General features: G+C 64.3%; 24 protein-coding genes. All 24 read right to left on the bottom strand.

Translation table 11 applies throughout. The features are described from left to right. Positions 1 to 7: 7 nt before the first annotated feature. The 24 genes from traX to PSSD_RS06510 all read right to left on the bottom strand — a co-directional run bounded on the left by traX (position 8) and on the right by PSSD_RS06510 (position 22282). Positions 8 to 580 carry a conjugal transfer protein TraX gene (gene traX, locus PSSD_RS06625; protein WP_058970062.1) on the bottom strand — a complete coding sequence of 191 codons (573 nt, stop codon included), beginning with the start codon at positions 578 to 580 and terminating at the stop codon, positions 8 to 10. Next, positions 577 to 1338, bottom strand: coding sequence for a hypothetical protein (locus PSSD_RS06620; RefSeq protein WP_058970060.1), 762 nt, complete (start codon positions 1336 to 1338; stop codon positions 577 to 579). The genes traX and PSSD_RS06620 overlap by 4 nt, the downstream gene beginning before the upstream one ends. 17 nt (positions 1339 to 1355) lie before the next feature. Then, complete coding sequence (traW, locus tag PSSD_RS06615; RefSeq protein ID WP_058970054.1) at positions 1356 to 2579, bottom strand: conjugal transfer protein TraW; 1224 nt, start codon at positions 2577 to 2579, stop codon at positions 1356 to 1358. A gap of 18 nt (positions 2580 to 2597) precedes the next feature. After that, positions 2598 to 5648, bottom strand: a complete 3051-nt coding sequence (locus PSSD_RS06610; protein ID WP_058970053.1) for a putative type IV secretion/conjugal transfer ATPase — start codon at positions 5646 to 5648, stop codon at positions 2598 to 2600. Then, on the bottom strand, positions 5620 to 6240 hold the full coding sequence (locus PSSD_RS06605; protein WP_072214953.1) for a conjugal transfer protein: 621 nt from the start codon (positions 6238 to 6240) through the stop codon (positions 5620 to 5622). Before PSSD_RS06605 ends, PSSD_RS06610 begins: the two co-directional genes overlap by 29 nt. Before the next feature lie 63 nt (positions 6241 to 6303). Beyond that, entirely contained in the window at positions 6304 to 6669 is a 366-nt protein-coding gene (locus PSSD_RS06600; protein WP_058970047.1) for a hypothetical protein, read from the bottom strand. Next, positions 6666 to 7049 (bottom strand): hypothetical protein, encoded by a 384-nt coding sequence (locus PSSD_RS06595; protein ID WP_058970044.1) that lies wholly within the window; start codon positions 7047 to 7049, stop codon positions 6666 to 6668. Before PSSD_RS06595 ends, PSSD_RS06600 begins: the two co-directional genes overlap by 4 nt. A gap of 92 nt (positions 7050 to 7141) precedes the next feature. Then, on the bottom strand, positions 7142 to 7477 hold the full coding sequence (locus PSSD_RS06590) for a hypothetical protein (RefSeq protein ID WP_058970042.1): 336 nt from the start codon (positions 7475 to 7477) through the stop codon (positions 7142 to 7144). Positions 7478 to 7539: 62 nt separating this feature from the next. Beyond that, the gene (locus PSSD_RS06585) at positions 7540 to 7863 is read right to left on the bottom strand and encodes a hypothetical protein (protein WP_058970040.1); all 324 of its coding nucleotides are present in this window, start codon (positions 7861 to 7863) and stop codon (positions 7540 to 7542) included. Positions 7864 to 7931: 68 nt separating this feature from the next. Then, positions 7932 to 8318, bottom strand: a complete 387-nt coding sequence (locus PSSD_RS06580; protein ID WP_058970039.1) for a DUF6750 family protein — start codon at positions 8316 to 8318, stop codon at positions 7932 to 7934. 76 nt (positions 8319 to 8394) lie between these two features. Then, positions 8395 to 8934: a conjugal transfer protein TraQ gene (gene traQ, locus PSSD_RS06575; RefSeq protein ID WP_058970038.1), complete on the bottom strand. Its 540-nt coding sequence runs from the start codon at positions 8932 to 8934 to the stop codon at positions 8395 to 8397. A gap of 9 nt (positions 8935 to 8943) precedes the next feature. Then, the gene (gene traP / locus PSSD_RS06570) at positions 8944 to 9717 is read right to left on the bottom strand and encodes a conjugal transfer protein TraP (RefSeq protein WP_058970037.1); all 774 of its coding nucleotides are present in this window, start codon (positions 9715 to 9717) and stop codon (positions 8944 to 8946) included. After that, positions 9710 to 11017 (bottom strand): conjugal transfer protein TraO, encoded by a 1308-nt coding sequence (gene traO, locus PSSD_RS06565; protein ID WP_058970036.1) that lies wholly within the window; start codon positions 11015 to 11017, stop codon positions 9710 to 9712. The genes traP and traO overlap by 8 nt, the downstream gene beginning before the upstream one ends. A gap of 2 nt (positions 11018 to 11019) precedes the next feature. Then, positions 11020 to 11955 carry a DotH/IcmK family type IV secretion protein gene (locus tag PSSD_RS06560; protein WP_082672288.1) on the bottom strand — a complete coding sequence of 312 codons (936 nt, stop codon included), beginning with the start codon at positions 11953 to 11955 and terminating at the stop codon, positions 11020 to 11022. Between the two features lie 7 nt (positions 11956 to 11962). After that, positions 11963 to 12655 carry a DotI/IcmL/TraM family protein gene (locus tag PSSD_RS06555; RefSeq protein ID WP_058970034.1) on the bottom strand — a complete coding sequence of 231 codons (693 nt, stop codon included), beginning with the start codon at positions 12653 to 12655 and terminating at the stop codon, positions 11963 to 11965. Positions 12656 to 13036: 381 nt separating this feature from the next. Continuing rightward, entirely contained in the window at positions 13037 to 17410 is a 4374-nt protein-coding gene (locus PSSD_RS26465; protein ID WP_058970032.1) for an LPD7 domain-containing protein, read from the bottom strand. Positions 17411 to 17439: 29 nt separating this feature from the next. Beyond that, on the bottom strand, positions 17440 to 17730 hold the full coding sequence (locus tag PSSD_RS06545; protein WP_058970030.1) for a hypothetical protein: 291 nt from the start codon (positions 17728 to 17730) through the stop codon (positions 17440 to 17442). Next, on the bottom strand, positions 17727 to 18893 hold the full coding sequence (gene traJ / locus PSSD_RS06540; protein WP_058970028.1) for a plasmid transfer ATPase TraJ: 1167 nt from the start codon (positions 18891 to 18893) through the stop codon (positions 17727 to 17729). Before traJ ends, PSSD_RS06545 begins: the two co-directional genes overlap by 4 nt. Then, positions 18893 to 19717, bottom strand: coding sequence for a type IV secretory system conjugative DNA transfer family protein (locus PSSD_RS06535; protein WP_058970025.1), 825 nt, complete (start codon positions 19715 to 19717; stop codon positions 18893 to 18895). Before PSSD_RS06535 ends, traJ begins: the two co-directional genes overlap by 1 nt. Further along, entirely contained in the window at positions 19714 to 20196 is a 483-nt protein-coding gene (locus PSSD_RS06530; protein WP_058970023.1) for a DotD/TraH family lipoprotein, read from the bottom strand. Before PSSD_RS06530 ends, PSSD_RS06535 begins: the two co-directional genes overlap by 4 nt. Before the next feature lie 51 nt (positions 20197 to 20247). Further along, positions 20248 to 20718: a lytic transglycosylase domain-containing protein gene (locus tag PSSD_RS06525; protein ID WP_058970022.1), complete on the bottom strand. Its 471-nt coding sequence runs from the start codon at positions 20716 to 20718 to the stop codon at positions 20248 to 20250. A gap of 59 nt (positions 20719 to 20777) precedes the next feature. After that, positions 20778 to 21209 carry a hypothetical protein gene (locus PSSD_RS06520; RefSeq protein WP_058970021.1) on the bottom strand — a complete coding sequence of 144 codons (432 nt, stop codon included), beginning with the start codon at positions 21207 to 21209 and terminating at the stop codon, positions 20778 to 20780. A 3-nt stretch (positions 21210 to 21212) separates the two neighbouring features. Beyond that, on the bottom strand, positions 21213 to 21686 hold the full coding sequence (locus tag PSSD_RS06515) for a lytic transglycosylase domain-containing protein (RefSeq protein ID WP_058970020.1): 474 nt from the start codon (positions 21684 to 21686) through the stop codon (positions 21213 to 21215). Continuing rightward, positions 21671 to 22282 carry a prepilin peptidase gene (locus PSSD_RS06510; RefSeq protein ID WP_058970019.1) on the bottom strand — a complete coding sequence of 204 codons (612 nt, stop codon included), beginning with the start codon at positions 22280 to 22282 and terminating at the stop codon, positions 21671 to 21673. Before PSSD_RS06510 ends, PSSD_RS06515 begins: the two co-directional genes overlap by 16 nt. Position 22283: the final 1 nt, after the last annotated feature.

The raw sequence follows: 22283 nt of genomic DNA, 5'->3' as shown, positions 1-22283 counted from the left end.
TGTTCCCTCAGAGCAGGCCGCCGCTCAGTACCTGACGGCACCAGCGAGTCTCCTGCAGGTAAGCCTGAAAACTCCCGTTCTCTGACGCCGACACCCGCTTTTGCGTGAGCTGCCACAGGCGATAGCTGGCCTTCAGCGCCTGCACAAAACCGGTCGCAGCGAGCAGCAGCAGGACCATTACCACGCAGCCGATGCGCAGCCAGCCGGTGCCGCTCACGCTGCCGCCAGCCGCCATCAGCATCAGCAGAAAGCCGGCGGCGGGCAGGCCGGTAAGCCACATCAGCCCCCACCAGATCCAGCGGCTGACGCGGAAGTTACGTGCAAGCCGCGCGGGCACCATACCGCTGTCCCCCACCGCCTGCGCCCAGTCCGCCGGGCGGTAGTCGCCGCCGCCACGGCCTGCCGTGACCTCACGGAGTCGCTGCCACAGGCGGGAGACGTTGCGCCCGGCGTGTCGCGCCACGCTGGAGACCTCCCACGCCGGCAGCACCACGTTCAGGGCTATCCACCCCACGCGCTTCGCGGTGATGCGGGCGGGCTTAGCGCTGTCCTCGCGGACGGCTGAATCATTGTCTTTCACAGCGGTTCTCCTTCTGCGGTCAGGACGGGTTCAACGAGCGAAAACGTCACGGAATGCAGCGCCGCCATCGCCTGCAGGGCGCCCGCGAGGAAGCAGTACACGGAGGTCAGGTCCTCGCTTTCCATGCAGCGGATGTCGGGCGTCAGGAAGATGACCTGCCCCGGCCGCTGGCGGAGCGTGCTGATCCTGAAGCCCGTTGCGCCCGTAAAGGTCTCCGCCACGTGCGGATGATGAAAGATTTCCATCCGGTTGCGTATGGCCAGCACCGAATCGCTGGCGCCCTCAAGCGTGAGCAGCGCGCGCGCCGTCTGCAGCGCAGGGTGGTAAGGATACTGACGGCTCCAGCGGGCGATGCTGCTCCAGAGGTCACCGGCCCAGAGCTGGCCGGCCAGCGCCCCGAGCCCGGCGGTGCGGCCGGTAAAATGCCCCGTGTCGTCTGCGAACGCCATGACGCAGGTCATAAGCCGGCGCGTCAGGTCGCTGTAGCGGTCCGGCGGAAACAGCGCGGCGGACAGGCACTCGCTGCCGTCTGAAGCCCGCACGCTGCGCATCGCTGCCAGCACGTCCCAGACGTCGCCCTCCTGCGTCTGCCCGGGCGCCAGGCGCCACGCCTGCCACAGGTTTTTCCAGCGCGGCGCCTGCCAGAAGGCCTCCCACAGCGCGCCGCAGGGGTCCAGCACCAGCACCGGGCCGCTGCCCGCGTCCAGCAGGGATGAAAGCGCGCCGACGTCCGGCGCAAAGGTACCGCTTGTTGTCATGGGATACTCCGGGAAGGTTACTGTGCGCTCACGCCGGCGCTCATCTGCGAGGACAGCGCCTGCAGCTGCGGGGCGTACTCATTTTTTGCCGCCAGCGCCAGCTGCTGGCCGCTGATGATGTTGGCCTGACGCAGCTCGTTTTTGATGCCGAGCGCCAGCCAGTTGGCCAGACTCTGCTGGCGCGCCATCTCGCGCAGCAGGTTGTCGCCGTCCATGCCCTGCAGGTCGGTAACCCACGCGGTGTTGGCGTAGCGGCGGCCCACCTCAAACGCCTCAAACTCGCGCTCGCTCATGGTGCCGGTCTGCTTTGCCTGCGCCGAGGCGGTCTGCTGAAAGTAGCTTTCCGCCGACGGTGCCTGCCGCGCCTCGGTGAGCGCGGCCTGCGTGGCGTCCTGCGGCTGGCTTGCCGCCACCATGTCCAGCTGCGGCTGCATCGCCGCGCTCTGCATGGCCTTGTACTGCGTGAGCAGGCCCTGATACTCCTGCCCGGTGGCGGTCTGGATTTCGCCCTTGCCCGGCGTGCGCCCGGCGTCGAGCTTTGCCGAGTTGTTCACGTAGGCCATGGCCGCGTCCGTCTGCGCCTGGGTGAAGGTGAGTTCCGGGTCTTTGCCTGCGGGGCCCGCCCCGTCGTACAGCGAGCGGGCCTCGGTGTCACCGCCCGGAAGCTGAGAGACCGACGGGCACAGGCCTGTGCCGCCGTAAAGCTTCGCCTCGTCCGCCGTGCAGTAGGCCGCGTGAATGAGCGCGCTGCGGTAGCCGCCCTGCCGGGGCGTGGTCGGCAGGCTCGCCAGCGTCTCGCGCACCACTGCGTTCGACACCCCGCTGCCGCCAGCAAGCTTCGAGGCCGCCGCCCGGGTTGCCTGACTCACCTGCGCAGCGGTACCGGAGGCGGACTCGCTGCAGATGCTGTCCGGCACCGTATACGCCGCGCGGGCCTTCTCCAGCCGGTCCGCCTGACGATTGAAGTTCTCCGCCTCGCGCTGGGTGCGCGCGGCCTCCGTGACGGCCGTGGTGACCTTGTCGGCGTTCTGCACCACGGCCGTGCCTGTTTCGGTTTCGGCGGAGAGGATTTCGCCGAGCGTGGCCTGCATCGTGCCGAGCGCCGGCTGAATGACCGTGGTGACCGGCACGCTGGTCATCACTTCGACGGGATAGGCCAGGGCTCCCGGGGAAAGCGCCGCCAGCACGCAGGCGGCAAGCAGCCGGCGCCCCGCGGGGCGCCAGTGTGTGGATGGTTGCATATCAGCACTCCTGAAAGGTCAGAGCTCGTAGCCCTGTTTATCGATAAGTTCGGTAGCAAGCTGACGGATGACGCTGTCACCGCGCTCCTCGCCGGCGGTGCGGCGACGGTGCTCAATGACTTTTTCGGCAGAGCCGTTCGGGAAGAATCGACCGAGGATGTGGCGGGTCGTCTCATCGCCGACGTCTTTTTCCAGCGTGCGACGCAGCGACATGTCCACCGGCGTGGTGCTGTGGCCCCACAGCTCCTTCGGGCCCACCGTGTTTTTCATGATGTGAGCAATCGTGCTTCCCCCTCTGATACGGAAAATACCGAGGAACGGCACGCCGCTGCCGTCCGCCGATGGTCCGCTGCCCATGCGCTCAAAGTTGTCCAGCGTGACGTCCGGCACCTTAAAGCGCTCTTTAAGCAGCGCGCGGTCCTCCGGATCCACACCGACCATATAGACGGAGTTGGCCGACTGGCGCAGCGCCTCGGGCATGTCGCGGAAATACTGTGAGGCCAGCACGGTGCGCACGCCGAACTTACGCTGCTCACGATCGGCGGTTTCCAGCATCGGGAAGATAAAGGGGACGCCCTTGGCGTTGTGCAGTTCGTCGTACTGTTTGGTTTTGACCTCCTCGTCAAGCTGCTGCACGCGGGCACGGTGCAGGCTGTGCCAGCGTTCATCCAGCCGGGGAAAGAGCTCGTCCTGGTACTGCGGCAGCACGAAGTCGCCACCCGCGATATGACCGGCGAACAGATACATCATGCCGGTCTGCAGGTAGCCCTCCTTTGACTTATCGCCGGCAACGTACTGGATATCGACCGTAATGACGCGTGCCTTAGGGCTTATCATGAAGCGCGTGCGCCCGGCAAACATGCGGTACTGGCCACAGGCGTCGCGCAGGCAACGGGCGATGTATTCAATCAGCGGTTCAAGACTGCCGTCGCGCTGTATCTTGCCGTACATGCTTTTGTAATCTTCACTGAGCAAACGGGGTGCCATATCTGCCAGCTCCGGCACCGCCATAAACTGTGCCCGCTGTGCCGCATCCGTGTCCCCCGCGTCCTGCAGCAGGTCTCGCACCTCATACCAGGTGGCGTTGTCACGATATTCCGGATGGGCCTCCCAGACAGCGGCCTCTTCCAGTGCCGCATCAACCTGCGGGAGCAGCCCGGGCTCATAGCGGCGCGGATCTTCGCGACAGGCCTTAAATGAATCACTGACCAGTCGGCGCAGAATGCTCGGGGTGTCGCGGCCGTTAGGCGGCACGCCGGTGTCCGGGTCGATGCAAAGCGCCTTCATCGCGTTTTCCATAAACTCGGACTCGTAGCTCAACGGCTCCCTCAGCCCCAGTTGAATATCGAACAGGTTGCGGCAGTAATTAACGTCGTTGCGCAGGATGATGCTCAGCACCTCATCCTTACGCTCCGGCGGAAGCGCCGCCCGCAATATTGAGGTCATGCCCGTCGCACTGAAGCCTTTCTCAATCCCCGCAAAGAATGGCAGTTGCCGCTGTGCAGACATGGCCAGAATAATGGGCTGGCGGTTGATAAACACCGATTTACCGCCGCCGGATTCGCCGGCAACGATGGAGGTTTTCTTGGTCTGGTTGGATGCCGCAAGCGCCACCGGCATCAGCTTGCCGTCGGGTGATACAAACAGGGCGTTACCTTCCTCACTCCACGCCGTCGTGGGTCGCGAAAGTGGCATCAGGTTCAGCGCTTCCGAGAGTGGCGGATACATCAGACAGGGGCCGCTCGCAGCCGAGGACGCCGTCAGCGTAGCGACCCATGCACGAACCGGATCGCCGAAGGTCTGCGTGACGCCGCAAACCCCCCAGGAGGTCAGCGCCTGCTGCAGCAGCGTCAGATTACGCGTTACCGTCTCCGGCGAATCTCCCCAGGTGGCGGCAGTGATGGTCATCACGCACACCGGCTCGTGCATGTCACGCGCCGCCAGTTTCGTAATCGACTGAAAAATGGGTCTGAGACCGGGCACCCACTCGGAAAAGCTCAACACGCCATGTTTGCCGCTGAGCCGGCGCATTCCCCCCGGCATCAGGTCCTTTCTGATGCGAAACGGCACGCTGCGGGGGATAAGCGCGCGCAGTTTCGCAAAGCTCTGCGGGTTCTGCGGGCCGAGGTTTACGGCCACGGTGCCGTGCCAGACGCCGCAGATTTTCAGCAGGTTATTGCGTATCTCTTCGACGTTCGTCCCCATGACCTGAAACTTCAGCCAGGGCGCCAGGAAGGGTGTCATGTCCTCGCCCTGACGTACGCCGTGAGGAATAACGCGATCGGTCGGCAGCAGCGGCTGCCAGTGCTCGCCGGTGCCCGGGTCGACCTGCGCCCGCAGCACCCGCCCCGCCTCATGGACGTCAATGCGGCGCATCAGCACGCCCTTGCCGCTGTCGCTGAGCGCGCGCTCCACCTGCGAAAGGAAGGCATCATGACGGATTTTGAGGCCGGGCAGCTCGGTCAGCAGCGGATTCTGACCGAACACCGCCGTGGGGCTGCCCTTGACCAGCTCGCCGACCCGCGCATTCTCATCACGCAGTTCGTGTCCGGCGAGGACGCCGCGGCCGGTGTAGCACACAAGCCAGGTTCGCTCACGGTTTACCCAGGGTGACAGCTTCGTCACCTGCTCGTCCAGCATGTAGTCCAGCTTCAGACCGGTGCGCTTCAGCGAATGATACTGAGGGGTGAGCAGCCGTATGATTTCGGCCTTCCCGCCGTCCGGATCGCATTCGTAAACGGTGCTGATTTTGTGACCAGCATGACGGTAGTGCGAGTTCAGCGACTCGGTCATGCGATCCAGCCTGCCCTGCCACGAGTCATCGTGTGAAGCCGGCAGGGTTTCATCCGGCTCGCGGTAGCTGCCTGCCACCTCATAGACCGTCAGAAAGTCACCGTTGTGGGTGACCATGATGTAGGGTCCCTCCAGCTCCGGATGACGGATACGATCGTCATCGGAGAGGCGTACAACGGTTTCCAGATCGCAGTAATCGGGCAGGTCCCGCGACACGGCAAAGCGCGTTACGGCGGTGATGATCTCTTCAATCCAGCGGATGAGGCGGTTTGGCATACAGGTCGCTCCGGGTATAGGTATTCCAGGCCGGGGTATGCACCGCGTTACCGGCGGTGCGGCCCATCGGCAGCAGCAGGGTCACATCTTTAAAAACGTCGTGTGGAAGAATAAGCACGCAGCCTTCCAGCCGCTGCTGCAGCCCCGCGCGCTTAGCGGGGGGCAGCTGACGGAACGCCGCCGCAAACTCACTGGCACGGGACGTGCCCCACATGCCCTCGACCTCGCGCGCGTGGCGGGCCAGCCAGTTCCATACCCTGCGTGATTTCTTGCGGATGCCTTTGCTGTCGCTGCGCAGCCCGATAAGCGCACGGCGCTGGAGGTTGATGATGTCGGACGCCGGCGCATCCGGCAGCCAGGCAAGGTGTCCGTGCGCGGCAGTGGGACTGTCGAGATTGAAGGTCAGCCAGCACAGCGTGCACAGCGGCTGTGCGACCGGCCCCTGCCACAAGCGCTGCGCGCGCGTGCCGCAGCAGCGGCAGGGCGGCCCGGCTTCAACGGGAACGGGCCTCGGGGCTGCGTCTTCGCCGCTGACGTCCGGCATAAGCGGCAACAGACCGTCCGCCACTGCAGGAGGCTGATAAACAGACATAGCGTGTCCTTACAGGCAGGGCCTGATTAAGATTGAGAAGTGGAAATGATGAGCTGGACGGCTTTATGACCGCCCGGGAAGTAACGACAGCCTTAAGCGCTTACCGACACTGTTTTTCTCTTCAAGGTTCGCGGGGACAGCCAGTACCCAGGCGTTAACCACAAAAATGTGCAGATGTTTTTTCCGCGTACAGCCGGAAAATTCAATTCTGGGATGCCACCCTCCGCCGCGACCGAGCGCCGCCATTTTCGCACTCTGTGACACCATGGAAAGCAGGTGCAGGAGCCTGCCTGTCAGCGTCCCGTCATCTCCCCTGAGAAAGCGCCTGAGCTGTACCCCGGCCTGTGATTCAGTGAGGAGCGTTGTGCCGGAAAGATGTCTGATAACAACTGAAATCATCTCGTCGGGCGACAATCTGTTCATTTTCATGTATCAGACCTCAGCATGGATGCGTCAACGCCTTCTTCCAGGAATTGGAAGCTGATGAACTGCTGACGCCGGATAAACCAGTCATTAAATCCAGGGTGAGGAGCGTTTTTCAGGCCTTTTACGACAACGGACATCCAGGAATAATATATGTCCATGTCGATGAACAGTGATGCGGTGGAATATTCGCTCTCAGTCGAATGGCCTCTGAACAGCCCGCAATGCATCAGTAACCAGCCGCCGGTATATTCTGGCCAGCGCGCAATGAATTGATGAATGGGGACTTCCTCCTCAGAAACGGGTGGCACCTTTGTCAGTGCCCGGACAACCGCCGCCTGAAATTCCGCGGGAGTGGTCTGTAAATATTTACCGTGGTAGTGCATTGCTCATGACCTCTGCGGGGTAAACGGGCGGGACGTTCCGGACAGCGGATCGGACAGGCGCAGCATTCTGCGCCCCCCGGGTCTCATCCTGTTCAGTTCACGACAGGTCCCTTCTCCTTCCACTGTGGCCAGCCGGTATCAGGCTGTACGCTGCAGGTTGCTGTATGGCGCGCCACCGTGGTCACGGCACCCTGACTGAATGCTTTGCCATCCAGCCAGCAGGCACCCTTATATGCTTCCTTATCCTGCTGCTCGATATGGGTCAGAATCTTCTCTACCCGGCTGTTGGTTTCCTTGACGATATCGTTGATATCACTTATCTCCGTTGCCATGTAGGGGTCCAGCACGCCGGCAGATACCGGTGCACTTTCGCTGATGGCGGCGAGTAATACAGAGGCAGCCACCGCCGCCGGAATAAAGGTTTTCATCCTGAAACTCCGCAAACGTTCAGACATCATCAGAAGTGCCGCCCGTAAGGCGGCAAGAGTAGTTAATTCACATTGACGCCGGACTTGCTCCACTGCGGCCACCCCGTTTTTGCCTGCACGCCGCAGGTCACCGCGTGGCCCGCTGTGGTGGCCTCTGCCCCCTGACTGTAGGCTTTGCCGTCCAGCCAGCAGGTGCCACTCTGCGCGCTCTGGTTCAGCGCAGTGAAAAGCTGCTGCAGGCGGCCGTCAATAACCTGTGCGGTGGCGTTCAACTGGTCGAGTTTCTGACTGACGTCAGTATCGCTCACCGGCTGGCTCGCCTGGGCGCCGATGCACAATCCGGCAGATAAGGTGAAAGCAGTAACAGTGCTCAGTAAGGTTTTCATCAGGTCACTCCGGATGGGTTGTGAAGCAAAAGGAAATGGCCGCCCCTGTCCGGGGCGGTGTACTGGAGTTAACCCACGCTGACCGGCGTCATTCCAACCTGCGTCTGGCCGCGGCGGATAAGTTCCGGCACGACAATCAGCAGGATGCTGACCAGAAACGCAACCAGCACCATCCACGGCCTGACCTGCGGATTGTTCTTCATGCTTTTCAGTGCAAACAGGCTGCCGATAACACCAACCACGCCGGCAAACACCGCAATGTTGATAGCACTTTTGGTGCCCGACGTGGCCCCCTGTGACACGCTGTTAAACATGTCCGCAATATCCCCGTCGGCCATGGCCATCGGTGATATTAAGGCGAGCCAGGCAGTCAGGGCGCGCAGCGTCAGGCGACGCAGGGTTTCAGACACAGTCAGGGCGAGCGCGTACACCGCGCAGTAAAGGCGAGTCATCATGGTTTTTTCCTTAAGAATGAGTGTGGCCGGATGGCCGGTTAAATCGTCCGTGAGGACGGAATTTCTGCGGCCTGCGTCAGTGCAGGCCAAGCGTTTTCTGAATGGCGTCAAGCAGGTAGGGGTTACAGACAAACATCACGCCAATGATAAATTTCGCGGTACCGGTGTTCACGTCGTTCCCGGCCGTCAGGCCGGTATGACCATCTTTTTTTGACCGCCGCCACAGCAGAACGCCGGAGAGCGCGAACCAAACGCCGATCATGCGCAGCAGGGTCAGCAGGGCGTTGGCCGCCACCGCTCCCTGCCCGAACGTGCCCTGGTCGACGTAGCTGATGGCGTCAAACGACACCTGCCAGCCCACCTGGCGCGCGCCCGCGCCGATAAGCTGGTCAAGCCCCACCAGGCCGCAACACAGCAGCACCCAGGCAATGACCGCACCGCCGCTCGCCGCCTGTCCTGGCGCCTTGCGGGCAAGCCAGGACTGTCGGGCAAGAAAGCCGCTGGAGCCCACCACACCAAAGAGGATGCCAAGCGTCAGGGCAAGGTTAATGCCCGCGCTCTGCAGCCCCGAGGCCAGATTTGACAGCATGGTGATGCCGTCGAGCGATCCTCCCATGACGCCTCCCTAGCGCAGCACGCCGGCGCTGGTCGTCACGCTGCGATCGGCCGCATTCACCTCCCGCACCGTCACGCTGCCGATGCTGTCGCCGGGCTGCACAGCCCACGTTCTGCCCTGCCAGCTGACCCACGCCATGCCGTTCTGCAGGCTTTCCAGCCGCATTCCGGACAGTGCGGAACGCGTGCTTTTGCGGCCTGACGAGGCGTGGCCTGACTGAGCATCCGGCCTGACGGCCAGCACTGTCACCAGGTTGCCCAGCCTCGCGTTTTCTTTTGCCAGACCGTCGAACTGCTGCTGCAGCGTGGCCAGCGCTTTCGTCTGCGCGCGCACCGTGTCTGACAGGCGGGTGATGGCTTCGCGGTTGGCTGCCTCAAACTCGCGCCCCTCACGGATGAGCTTCACCACGTCATCCGGCACGCTACCGGCGGTCCCGGTGTCGTTCAGCGCGCTGACCGGTACGCTGAGCCCGCCGGTCTGTGGCGGCGCCGGCGCGGTCTCAACCGGTGGGGCAGCAGCCGCGGTCGCGGGGGCCGGCTGCGCGTTGCTGAAACCGGGTTCCTGCCCGAAGGCAAGCTGCCCGGCGTCCGGCGCCGATGAGGACGGCACCAGCAGGAACCAGCCGGCGGCGAGGATGACAATCGCCCCGCCGACCAGCCACGGCAATGACTGCCCGAGAAAGAGCTTGCGCGTCAGCAGGCTCTCTTTCTTATGTACCGGCGGCGCGGGAACCTGCGCATTATCGGGCGCGCTGACCGCCGGCTGCGGATCGAATTCATTCACGTGGAGTTCCTCTCTGTTCGGCCGCGCGGATGCGCGTCTGTGTTTCCGCGCGCAGGTCGGCGGCGGTCGGGGTCGGGTTGCTGCTCAGCGCGGCAGGTGATGTTGTGGTCGTGGCAGACGCTGCCCCCCCCTGTGCGGAGACGGCGTCGGTGCTGTACACCCCGCTCATAAACTGAATGGCCACCACCTCGTTGTTTTTCACGGTGACGGTGCGATCCGGCAGGCGGGAGGCGTCACTGGCCAGCACCTGCCCCGCACGCTGGGCCATGCCGCCGGCAATCACGCCGCCGACCACCGTCGGGTCCGGCAGACCGGGACGGGCGGTGACGGTGTTAAAGCCGTTGCTCAGCAGCTGCGTGTTGGACTGCGCGTAAAGCTGCCCCGCTTCACCGACGCCGCCGAAGATCGAGGGCAGCACGATGCGGCGGACGTAGTGATGGTCAACGTCGGTCGCAATATTGGCCACAAGCGTCTTGTCGTCGAGCGCGTAGGCGTCCACTTTGTAAGCCTGCCCGTTCAGCGTCATGCTGGTGAAGTGGATGATGACGCCGTCACCGGACAGCTTCGCGCCTTCAGGGGCCTTGAGTTTCGCACCCGCATACGGGCCCGTTTCAATACATCCCAGCACCGGCGTGGCACCATTATCAGAGTCCACGCCGGTGCAGATTTTCCCCGGACCGCGCCAGTAAGGTGCCACCACGACAGAGGGCGGCGGCGTGTTTGCCGCGTCCTGATGGCTGCGGGCCGCGGCAAGCTGCACGTTGCTGCCGGGCAGCGAATCCCGCCACTCCGTCCAGCCGCCGTCCTTGCCGCCCAGCAGCTGCGCCGGAGGCAGCTCACCGGTTTTGGGCTCCGCCTGCAGCTTCGCCAGCAGCGCGGCAAGCGACTTTTGCCGCGCCTCCGCCAGAGCCTTTTCCTGCTCCGGTGTGCGTACGTTACTCTGCTGACGGGGAAGCGTCTGTGCCACCGCCTCCGGGGCCGCCTTTGGCGGTGCGGCCGGCGCCGCCACGTCCTGCTGCAGCGGAATGCTGGCGATAAAGCTCTGGTTTGAAGCCGCCGCGTTCTGCGCCCCGCGGGCGTTGTTTTCCCGCAGCAGTTCGCGATAGGCCGGCTGCTCCTGCGCGCGGGTCTGTGTCGTGCCCGTGACGCGGGTGAGGTCTACGCGGGAGGCCACAGGCGGAGGGGCCGCCACCCAGCTCCACAGCGCGTAGCCGCCCCCGACCACCGCCACCACGCCGCCGGCAATCAGCCCCATCATCAGGCGGATGTTACGTCCGCCGGTGTTCTGTTGATCGCTCATGATTACTCCAGGGCAATGCTGAGGGCTTCGGTGCGCCCGTCAACGGAAAAGGCCACGCGCGGCGTCAGCGGCAGCTTCCAGAGATGCGTGCCGTCGGCCGAAGAGAGCGTGGTGTCAAACTCATCGCGGATGTCTGCGCGCGAGCGAATGTAGAGGTCGTCGCCCTGCTGCCACACCGCCGTGTCCGGCACGCTGCCAGTGGTTTTCAGGCGCTTAGCTCCTGTCGGCGGCACGCCGTCCAGAAACGCCTGCAGCACGTCGTCATGCAGCCCGATGCGCGACGGGCCCGGCGCATCGGGCGCCGCACCCGGTCCGCGGCGGGGTATGCGCAGGTCAAGGCGCGCGTCCACCGTCCACGTCTTCTTCGCGGTGTCGGCCTCGCCGCTCATGACGCTTATCTGCAGCGGCACCGGCAGCCCTTCAAGGCCAACGGTAATGAGCGTGTTCACAAAGTCTTTGTTTGCCTTGATTCGCATAAAGGAAGCGCCAGACGTCCAGTCCACCGTGATATCCGGCGAACCGCTCAGGGGAGAGCCGGTGATTTTCCAGGGCGCGCCGGTGCTGTCGATAAAGCTTACCGTAGCCGGCCAGTTCACCGCCGTGCGCACCAGCGGCAGGCTGGCGCCCGGCTGCAGGCTCACGGTCTGCGCGCTGATGCGCGGCACCGCCGTAATGCCCGGCGTGGCCATCGCCCGGTCCTGCTCGGTCTGCAGGGCGCGCAGGCGGCGGATTTCATCGGCCGACAGCGGCGCCACCGTGGCCTCCGCCTGGTCATAGGCGACCGATGACGGCGGCGGCAGGGGCTGATTCGGTAAGGGACCGGCGGGTGCGGCGACGGGTTGTCCGGAAGCGGCGGGCGTGCCGGTGGCGGGCACCGCGGCGGCGCCCGCGCACCCGCACAGCGCCAGCCACAGGGCCAGCGTGCGAAAGTGGCTCATATCTGTCTTATCCTGCGTTGTTGGTGATGGTCTGCGTGACCTCAAGACCGCGCGGCTTGAGTCGCACGTCGGCCTGCTGAATGCGCAGCGTGAAGATATAGCGAAGCGGCGGGCTGCTGCTGTTCTGTCCCTGCAGGCGCATGGTCACGGGATACTGGAACTCCCACGTGTAACGTCCGCCGATGACGCCGCGGCGGGTGATGACGCCCGGCTCGACGGTGTTGGTCAGGTTCATGCGCTTGTCCTTCACCAGCGACAGGATGTTGGACCCGGTGGTCAGCGCCTGGTTATAGCCGGTAAAGCCCTCTTCCGAGAAGTCCGGCGACGCCGCCGTCATCTGGTCGCGGTAGTGCACAAAGTCCAGCGTGAAGGCCTTACTGATGGTGTCGGCGCCGAACTGGCGCACGTCGCTTTCGCTCCATACCGGCTTGTCCGTCGGATAAACAGGTGTGATACGGCCGTTTTCAGTTTTGAAGTACTCACGCTGCACGTTCATTAAAATGAAAATCAGCACGCCGATGGCAATCGCCTGAATCACGTTTAGGATGACGCTCCATACGGCCACGGTCAGGCAGCGGTGCGCAAAATGGGCACCCAGCGATCGCTCATGCTGGGCTTGCACAGAATGTTCGTATATCGACGGATCGATAACGACTACTGCCGCCTCCTCAGGCGGCGCAGCGGGTTGGGGATTCTGCATGAAGGCTCCTTACAGACCGTAGGACTGCCACGGGTCAATACTGGTGGGCAGGTTGCTGTTGATTTTGTCCGTCAGGGCCCCGCAGACCTTCTCCGACGCCTGATTCATGATGTCCTGCAGGCTCGGCAGGTTAGGCAGGCTGATGGAGATGTTGCGGATGCCGGACAGGCAATTCTGCAGCTGATCGGACGTCTGGCTTTCGCGGGCTGCCCACGCGTCGCTGGCCTTTTTCGCGGCGTTATAACCCGCTTCGCTGCCGGTCTGCGCCGCGCTCCCTGCGCGGCAGGTGGCAGCACCGGCGCCGAAGGCGGTGCAGCAGAAAAAACCGCCACAAGGGCGGTCACTGTTTTGTTTGTCATGTGAGTTCTCCGGAAAAATCGATTACTGGGCCGGCCGCGGCGGCGTGGCCGGTGCTGCCTGTGGTGCTGCTGCCGGCTGGTCCTTTACCCAGCCGGACTCGGCCTTGTAGCGCTCGTCGTAGCCGAGGCGGGCGTGCAGCGCGGCGGGCAGGTCGGCGGGCGCGTCCAGCTTCGCGATGCGCTGCTGCTCGTCGCCGGTGAGGCGGACCACCACGTGCTCGCGCGGTACCGGCTGGCCGTTTGAGCGGTTGATGCCGTTGCCGCTGCCGATGGGCTGTGCCCCCTCCGGCGTAAGCAGATTAATCACCATCGGCGGCGCCTCTTTGCTGTCGGGGAGGCTGACAAGCACGTGCTGATAGACGCCCTCCTGCCGCACCACGCCCTGCAGGTAGTGACCGTCTCCCTGCGCCAGGTACAGGTCCGGACGGCCGTCATCGCCCCACGCCGACATCACCGCCGTGCCGGCACGCTCGTTGTGTTCCGGCCGCGGTGCCGAGAGCGGGTCGCCCGCAACGGTGCTGCCCTGCCCGTCCGGCTTCAGCCAGTACAGGCCGTCGGCGGGCTTCGGCGGCGCGTGGATATCCAGACCGAGGCGGCTCACCACCACGTGCTGTATCTGCGTGTAGCGGTTCACGTCAACGGCCGCCAGCCGCACCATGTCTTCAGCACCGGTCTGCACGCGGGTGCCGCCGACCGGCGCCAGCGACCATTGGTTGCGCCGCGTCTGCACCTTTTCATACTGACCAGTAAAGTTCCCCTGCGCGTCCTTCATGGGCTTATTGACGGTTACCGGCTGCTCCCCCATCCACTGCAGCGTCACCATGCGCCCGGGCTGCAGGTGAGTCTCGCGCAGCAGCCCGGCAAGCTCCTTGCCCCAGAACGTCTGCGAGCCTTCTTTAGTACGCAGGGTAATAAAGGTGCTCTCGCTGGCATCCGTTTCAAAGCGGAACGGGGCCTGTCCGCAGGCGGTGACTTTCCCGGTGACAGGCTCACGCGCCTTCTCTGCCGGGGTGTGTACCTCGGCGGAGACCCGCGGGGTCGCAGGCTCTTTCGGTGCCGGCTTCGGTGACGCCGTCACGGGTTCTGCCGTCTGCTGAGCCGTGCTCGCCGGAGCAGGCTGCGCGGCGGGCGTCACCGGCGGGGTTTCTGTCACGCGGGCAGGCTGCGGGTCGCCGCGTACCGCATCCACAGGAGCAGCCGGGGTGACGGGCTGCCCCGCTGCCAGCCGTGCGGCGTCAAGGTCGGCCTGCTGGCTGGCGTTCTTCATGCTCACGTTCAGCTTGTTGGCCACGATGACGCCGATCGCAAACGCCTTAAACTCGTCGCTGCCGGTGAGCTCGATGCGCCCCTGATAATGATTGGCAGCGGTCAGCAGCGCGGCCAGCACCTTCTCTTCGTGCGCGCTGCTGCCCTCGGCCATGACAAGACGGTTACCGCGGTCAATAAACGCGGGTTCACCGTCCAGCTTGTACATAACGCTTTTGCCGTCAGGATGCTTCTCATGCGTAACGCGGCTCAGCAGCTTATCGGCATCAATGCGGGACGCGTTTGCCCCGGAAGAGGCAGGCAGGTCTTCATCCTGCGGCACCACACGCGGTGCACCGACCAGAATGGCGTTTTCCTCACTGAATGCGGTCGTCTGCTGTGAAGGGACCGCATCAGAGCGCTTATCGAGCTCGGCGCGGAGCTCAGCTTCCAGCGCTTCACTCTCATCGGACGGCCCGCGTGCGCTTTCAGTATCGTTAACCTGCGACCACATTTCCGTCAGCGCAATTCGCTCATTAATAAGCGCACCCGTACGCATGGCCAGCACGTCCGTATCCAGCGCGCCCGCTTCGTCTTTCAGCGCTTTCAGACGCTGACTGATGTCAGCAAAGTCCACGCTGAAGTCCGGGGACGGCGTTGAGGCAGAGGCGGACTGTTGCGCGCCGGCTGCCGGTGGTGCCTCAGATGGCTGAGCGTCAGGCACGTTCGGGGCCGGTTCAGCTATGGCAGCCGGATGTTCTGCCATAGCCGGTGCCGCTGATGCTGGCTCAGGAGCAGCCGCGACGTCAGCTGCGGCATCAGGCGTCATCGTTGGTGCTTCTGACACAGGCGCATTCTGTACCGGTGCCACCGGCTCAGGAGTAGCAGAGGAAGCGTCAGGGGAGGCTGTTTTTTCTGGCTGCACGACAGGCGCAGCAGCGTCTGCGACCACGGGGGCCGCTTCAGCAGGCGCTGCGGCAGAGGCGCGGGTGGCAGACAGCGCGGCAACGGCTGCAGTTACTGCCCGCCCTTCCGTCTCGCCAGCAGCCAGGTCCAGGCGACCAAACGCCGCCCAGGATGACTGAACGTCTGCAGGCGACGGCTGACCGGACAGCTCGGCGCGGCGCAGGTCGTCTCGCGCCTCGCGCAGGGCCTTTTCCAGCTGCGGACGCGACAGCTCACCGTCAGCCAGGCGGGTATAGAGCGACTGGATCTGAGCCGGAATGGTTCGCACATCTGAATAGCCGCGGCTGCGCAGGGAAAACGTTGTGTCGCTGTCCTTAAGCCCCGCCGCGCTCAGCGCACGGCTGAACATGCCCGGGCGCTCGCTCACCGCCAGCCCGCCGCCGGTCAGTCGGTCAAATACCGCCTGCGTTTCGCTGACGTAAGCGTCGGTATAGGTGCCGGACTCTCGCACCTGATTGAGCTCACGCTGCAGGCGCCCGGTGGTGTCCTGAAACTCTCCCGGAGTGATACTGCCCTGAATCAGCGCGGAGAGCGCCCCGCGCAGCTCACCCTGAATCGCCGGTGGCGCGCGAACGACATCAGCCTCAGCCTCCGGGGCGGCAGCGGGCGCGGCGGGTGCTGGCTGCGGTTCGGGTACAGTGGGCGCTTCTGCCACTGCAGGCGCCGCAACGACCTGCTCTGGCATTGCGGCAGCGGGCAAATCATTAACTCCGACGGCCGGCGCGTCTGCCGCTGCGGGGTCTGAGGCGGCGGCAGGAGCGGAAGTCGCGGGAGCCGCTACAGGCTGCTGCGCCTTCAGGATGCGGTAAACGCTGGTCTGTCCGATGCCGAGCTGCTCTGCAATCTGAGCGGGCTTGAGCCCCTCATCGCGCAGCTTCAGGATCTCGTCGGTTTTCTCTTTTGCGGCGCCGGGGCGGCGGGCGGGAGTAGTGTCTGCGGCGGCATCCGGGAACGCGGCGGAAAGATTATCCGGCGCAGACTGTGCGTCGTCAGGTGTGGCCATGGGGGCATCCTTATGGTTGAGCTGCTCAAGAGCCTGAGCAATGTCGGGAAGCAGGGTTTCGCGCAGGCGCCCGGCGCCGCGGAACAGGTGCAGGTCATTAAAATCGGTAAAGCCGCGCTCGATTTCGGCGGCCGTCAGGTCCGGCAGCAATACCGCGCCACCGGTGGCCGCTGCGGCGCGGTTTGCCGACAGCACGCCTTTATTGACGTCTTTGGTGTGGTCGACATCGGCCATAAACAGATGCGGGCTGTCGGGGTAGCGATCCTTCAGTACACTGGCCACCGTTTCCATGTTGCCCGCATCGATGGTCATCACCACGGGACGACCGGTGACCATGTGCAGGCTGCGCGCGGTGGCGTAGCCCTCCGCGTACAGCACGGGCTCACCGTTTCGCAGCTCGCCCCCCTCCACGCGGAAGTGCCCGGCCTTGGGCGCGTCCTTATACAGATACTTTTCACCGTCGGGCGGAATGTACTGCAGCGTGCGGAACGCACCGTCTGCGTCACGGAACGGCACGACCAGCGCGCCGTTGCGCGTCTGCCTGACGTCGTCTGCCACCGTGATGCCCTTGCGTACCAGATAGGCATGCGCCGGGTCGGGCGCCGGCAGCCGGTCATAAAGCGCCTTTGCCTTTGCGGTCTGGCGGGCGTACAGGGCGGCCTGCTCCCGGGCAAAGTCATCCTGCGACTGGCGCATCACCGCGCGGATGTGTACGCGCGCTACCGGATCGGCTTCTCCCGTCCCGCTGCTGCTTGCCTTCCAGCGCGTGATGTCCTTGTCGTTCTCGGCGCGGTGATAGTTGATGAACCAGCCGCCGGGCTTGATGCCGTCGAGAAAACCACGATAGACGCCGTCTTTGTTACCCTTTTTCCCGTCGGCCACAGGTACGCGGTGTCGCCTGCCGTCCATGACCGGCAGACCATCAATCACCAGACCGCCGCTGGTCAGTGCGTCCAGAAACTCGTCCTGCGGGTTACCGCCGCCGCTGCTGCGGATGCTGCGATCCGGCAGCCACTTCTGCAGCCGGCTCAGGTCCGCGCCCGGGCGGGCGTACCAGAGTTGTGCCTCTTTATCCCATGCGATCGCGCTGCGACCGTCAGGGTGCTTCCCGGCGTCGGCGCGTGCGGCGTCGCGCTGGTCCGGTAAGACGGCAAGCCATACCGGGTAGTCAGCTGTACTCATGATGCCTCCTGTTACAGGGTCAGAGACGGCTACTCACCGTCGGTAAAGCGCCGGTACCACCATGGCCGGCCGCTCAGGCTTTTGCCGCGCGCGAGGCGGACCACGCGCGTCAGCAGCTCGGTGACGCCCCAGCCGAATGCCTTCAGCAGGCGGAACACGGCGATGATGCCGGTCACGATGTAAATCGTGTTCATGGAGGGAAAGCGGAACCAGAAGAGATAAAGCAGAAACAGCCAGGCGGGGATACCGAGAAAGTTCAGCGGGGGGCCTGCCCACCGCCAGAACCCCGGCGGATAATCCTCTTTTTTAAATTCACTCACGCGATGCCCTCCTCAAACTCGCGACGCTGGCGCGGTGACATCACCACGGCCAGCTCGGATTCTTCAATCCGGCGCTCAAGGTACAGCTGCCACGCCTGGTCGACGATGCGGCGCTTCTCCTGGCGGATAATGGTGTTAATGTGCGCGCCCCACTGCGACCACGGCATGCCGCCCAGCTTCTCGCGCAGGTAGTAGTCGAAAAGGATGTACTCTCGCACCGCTGTGCGCTTTCCGTCGGTGGTGCGCAGCAGCGTCTGTACCACCACGTACTGCAGCACGCCCAGCAGTGACCACGCCATGGCCTCGCGGCTTTCGTGCGGAAACTCCATCAGCAGGCGCGCGAACGCTTCGCCCGGTGAGTCGATGTGCGTGGTCGAGAGACAAAGGTGGCCGAGCTGCCCGGCGCGGATGCCGGCGTCAATGGTTTCGCGGTCGCGCATCTCGCCAACGCCAATCAGCGAGGGCGCGCGGCGCAAATCTGCGCGGATGCCGGTGGCGAAATCGGGGATGTCTTTACCGACCTGAGACTGTAAGGGGGGCAGCACGTCAGTCGGGCGGCCGAGGATGAACTCAATCGGGTCCTCTTTGGTGGTGACCTTGCGGTCAGGGTCCGTGTCCAGGCAAAAGCGATAGGTGGAGGCCAGCGCCGTGCTCTTGCCCGAGCCGGTGATGCCGCCCCACAGCCCCATGCCCTTGGCTGGCAGGATGTTGGCCATCAGCTCCGCCTCCAGCCCCATGCCTGTCAGCGGTGGGATATCGGAGGGGATGACGCGCAGGGTCCAGGCGATGGTGCTGTCCTGACGCCCCGCCGTACCCTGCAGCAGGTTCACGCGAAAGCGGATGCGCTCACCGCGGTTCAGGCCCCAGCGACCTGACATGTCGCCGTCGAGCTGCAGCGCGCGGTCCACTGAGACTCCGCCGCGCACCTGCGGGCGGAGCTCCGGGGTGAACACCTCGTCCATAAGCTTGGCCATGGTGTCGTCTGCTACCGAGAATTTGCTCGCCCTGAGCAGGCGCCCGTAGCGGCCGACCACGAAGTGGTTGTCGCCCTGCATGTGAATGTCGCTGACGTTGTTGCGGGCGCACCACACCAGAAAGCCGCGCAGCGTATCGGCGCTGAGGCCGCCGTTGAAGTCGTAAAGTTCCAGTTCTGAGGCTGACATCAGCGCTTCTCCGTATTGATGACCGGCTTCCACTTCGCCTTGTCGGTAACAAAGCCCGCGCGCGACTCCAGACGACGCTCGCGATCGCCGGTGGTGAGCTTGCTGCTGTCGCCGGAGACCGTCTGCTGACGCTCGGTGACGACCGGAGCCGTGATGAGATTCTGGCGGCGCAGCAGGACGTACTGCAGCATGCCGTTATAGTCGCGCGTCAGGCGATTGACGTTGGCCTCCAGCGTCTCGTCGGCGCTCTGGCGTCCTTCTGCCCAGCCTTCGTTGACCGCAGCCTGCCAGATGTCGCGCTGCACGCCGTTCTCCGGAACAAGGCCGCCCACCGGTTCGTCCGGCGGCACGGTGCTGAGTCCGGCCATCAGCCAGCCGCGCCACGTGGGCGGGTTGCTCACGAAGCGTTCGGGCTGAATGATTTCGTATACATGGCTCGCGGTACGTATCTGGTCGGGGGTGACGTGCGCCACGTCCACCGCCTCGGTGATGACCGGCGGCAGCCAGCCGCGCGCACTGATGAGGGGACGGAAGTCATAGGTGGCGTCCAGCTGCTTCGCGCGCGCCTCCAGGTCACGCCGGAGCTCCCACGCGCGCTGTGCCTTGCCCCCGCGAAAACCGGTGGTGCGTCCGCCCTCGGTCAGCATCTGCCGGCGGTTGTCGGAGACATCAGCGGTGTCGCGCTTTTGCGGGGACAGATAGGCTTCCGGCCCCGGCGGCGGCGCGCCGTCAGGTCCGGGCGCCGGCGCCGTCTTCGTGAAGTGAAATCCCGCGCAGCCCGCCAGCAGCGCGGGCAGCAGCAGGACACAGAACCGGGCTTTCATCGGCGGCCCCCTTTATTCGTGCGGACCGGCGCGGCCGGCAGCGAAGGCATAAACTGCAGCACCATCTGTCCGGGATACGTCACGAGCGTGGCGCGCCAGGCGGTCTGCATTTCAATCATGCGCAGCACGTTCGCGTAGGTGATGCCCTGCACCTCGATGTCGACCGGCAGAGGCAGCCGTATACCGGCGTAGCTGAAGGCCTGACCGCGCGCGCGGGCCAGCGCGCTCAGGAGCTCCACGGCGTCGCCGTTCCAGCTGAACGTCACGCGATCGCTGTCGGCCCGGATGGACGACACCGGCAGCGGCGTACCGGTATCGAGGTCACCCTCGGTCCAGAGCTGCGTCATCTGCAGAGCGGTCCGGGGCGGCGTGACTGGCTGCGTCTGCGCTGTCGCCTGAGCGGTGGTATGAGGCTGCACGGGCAGCTGACAGCCGCACAGCAGCAGTACCGGCAGCGCGGCAATAAGGCATTTTTTCATGTTGTCTCCGGGAGTAGCCGGTCTTCAGAAAGAGTGAGCAGGCGGCGCCGTTCAGCGGCTGGCCAGCCAGATGGAATAGACTTTGCGGGCATACAGCATGCGGCGGGCCTGATTGCCGTCCGCAAACCCGGCGTTATAGCTGCCGAGGCACTGCCAGGTCAGGCCGCACACCTGCAGATGCTGCGCCAGTATCCAGGCGCCGGTCTGGACGTTGAGACAGGGCTGCGTGAGGAGGTCGCGCTCGTCGCTGATCACACCCAGCGCCTTAAGCTTTGCCAGGTGCGTGGAGTTAATCTGCATCAGGCCAAAGTCGCGACTCGTGATGCGTCCCTGACGGTCACGGTTGTAGCCGACGGCATGCGGGTCCATGCCGCTTTCCACCTGCGCGATGGCGCGCAGCAGCTGCGGCGACACGTGATAGCGGGCGCCCGCCTCGCGGAAGCAGTAAGCCTGCGCGGAAGCGGAGAAAAACAGCGCGGCCGCCAGCAACAGCAGCGTGCGCCAGAAGGGAGTGATTCGCATGAGGGAAATCTCCGGCGCCGGAGAGCCGGGCCTGTGGCTAATGCATCAGAGGGGGAACATCATTCAGCTGACCGCTCGTTCAGTGCGCGGTGCATCAGCATCCGCTCATCTAACACCTTTTTACATGTGTCGTCCGCACGCCCCTCACTGTCAGCCTTCTGAACGCAACTCATGTGACTGTATCCGGTGACGGCAAGTGAAAGCCGGTGCATGAGTGCGTCAGAGCGGTCGGCAAGACACCCGAACCATGCCGCACCGTAGGTCGATGAAGAGGTATCGCCTGGAGTGACCGCGCGCATCAGCGCGTCGTTCTCAGCCGCGCACTGTTGTTTAAAAACGGACTGCGTCAGCGGAAGAACGGAGGCATCGACTTTCCCCCACGGAGAGAAATCGAAATCATACCGCCAGCTTGTGTAACCGACCGCCCCCGCCCATCCGAGGATAAATATGCAGGCCGCTACGCCTGCCTGCTTTAATTTCACTTTCTGCATGGTTCAGTTTCCTGTGAGTTCGATATAGCGCGCGTAAACCTTGCGGGCGTAGCGCATGCGAAACGGCTCGTTCGCGTTTTTAAATCCGGCGTTGTACGCGCCGACTGACGTCCAGTTCACGCCGTTCTGCGCGATGTTTTTCGCCAGTATCCAGGCGCCGACGTGAATGTTCTGGCAGGCGTTGCCGAGCAGCACATCACGGGTTATGCCCATCGGGCTTAACACCGGCAGCCAGGAGGAGTTGATTTGCATCATGCCGAGGTCTTCGCTCAGCACCCGGCCGTTCTTTTTGTTGAGCCCGATGGCGCCGGGGTTTAGTCCGCTTTCAACTTCGGCGATGGCCTGCAGCAGCCGCCAGTCAACGCTGAAACGTACGCCCGCCTCACGAAAGCAGCGGGCGGCCTCCGGCGGCACTTTCGCCGCATCCGTCACGCCTGCCACGGTCAGCAGCAGGCAAATCATCACAGCGCGCCACATAGCGACACCGCCACGAAGACCGGATAGAGCACGGTGATAAACGGTACGCCGCGTACGAACCGTCCCGCTATTGCGGTCAGCAGCAGGCTCATGGCAAGACACGCGCCCGACCAGGTCGGGGTCAGCCAGGCACCAATGGCCGGCAGCACGTACAGGTCACCGGAGGCCAGTGCCGGCGGCTGCGACCGTATCCAGGTGATGAGATTCAGCAGCAGCGCCGGCAGCAGCATAACGGCGGCCCCCGTCAGGGCGGGAATGGCATCAGGGCCGCCCGGCAGCAGCGTGGTCAGCGCCAGCCAGGAGAGCAGGAAAATGAGCAGGTCGGGCACCCACTGCGTCACGCAGTCGATATAGGCGGCGCTGGCCAGCAGCAGCACAAACAGGACAAAGGCCGGGTTGTGCGTCATAAGCCAGGCGGGAAACACGCCACCGCAGAGCATCACGGCAGCCAGCAGCGGCCGGATGGGCGCCACGTCCGGATAGGCCTGCGTTTCAGCCGCAGAGGATTCGGCAGCCAGTCGGGCACCGGCATAGAGCGCCGGCAGGTTAAAGGCGAGGATCAATGAGAAAATCAGTACGGCAGGAATAATCAGCATT

Origin of the sequence: Type-D symbiont of Plautia stali (genome assembly GCF_001485335.1) — a bacterium.
In the GTDB taxonomy this organism is placed as follows: Bacteria; Pseudomonadota; Gammaproteobacteria; order Enterobacterales; family Enterobacteriaceae; genus Pantoea; species Pantoea vagans_C.
Note: the sequence above shows the minus strand (reverse complement) of the source record. Positions and strands in the feature narration are given on the sequence as shown.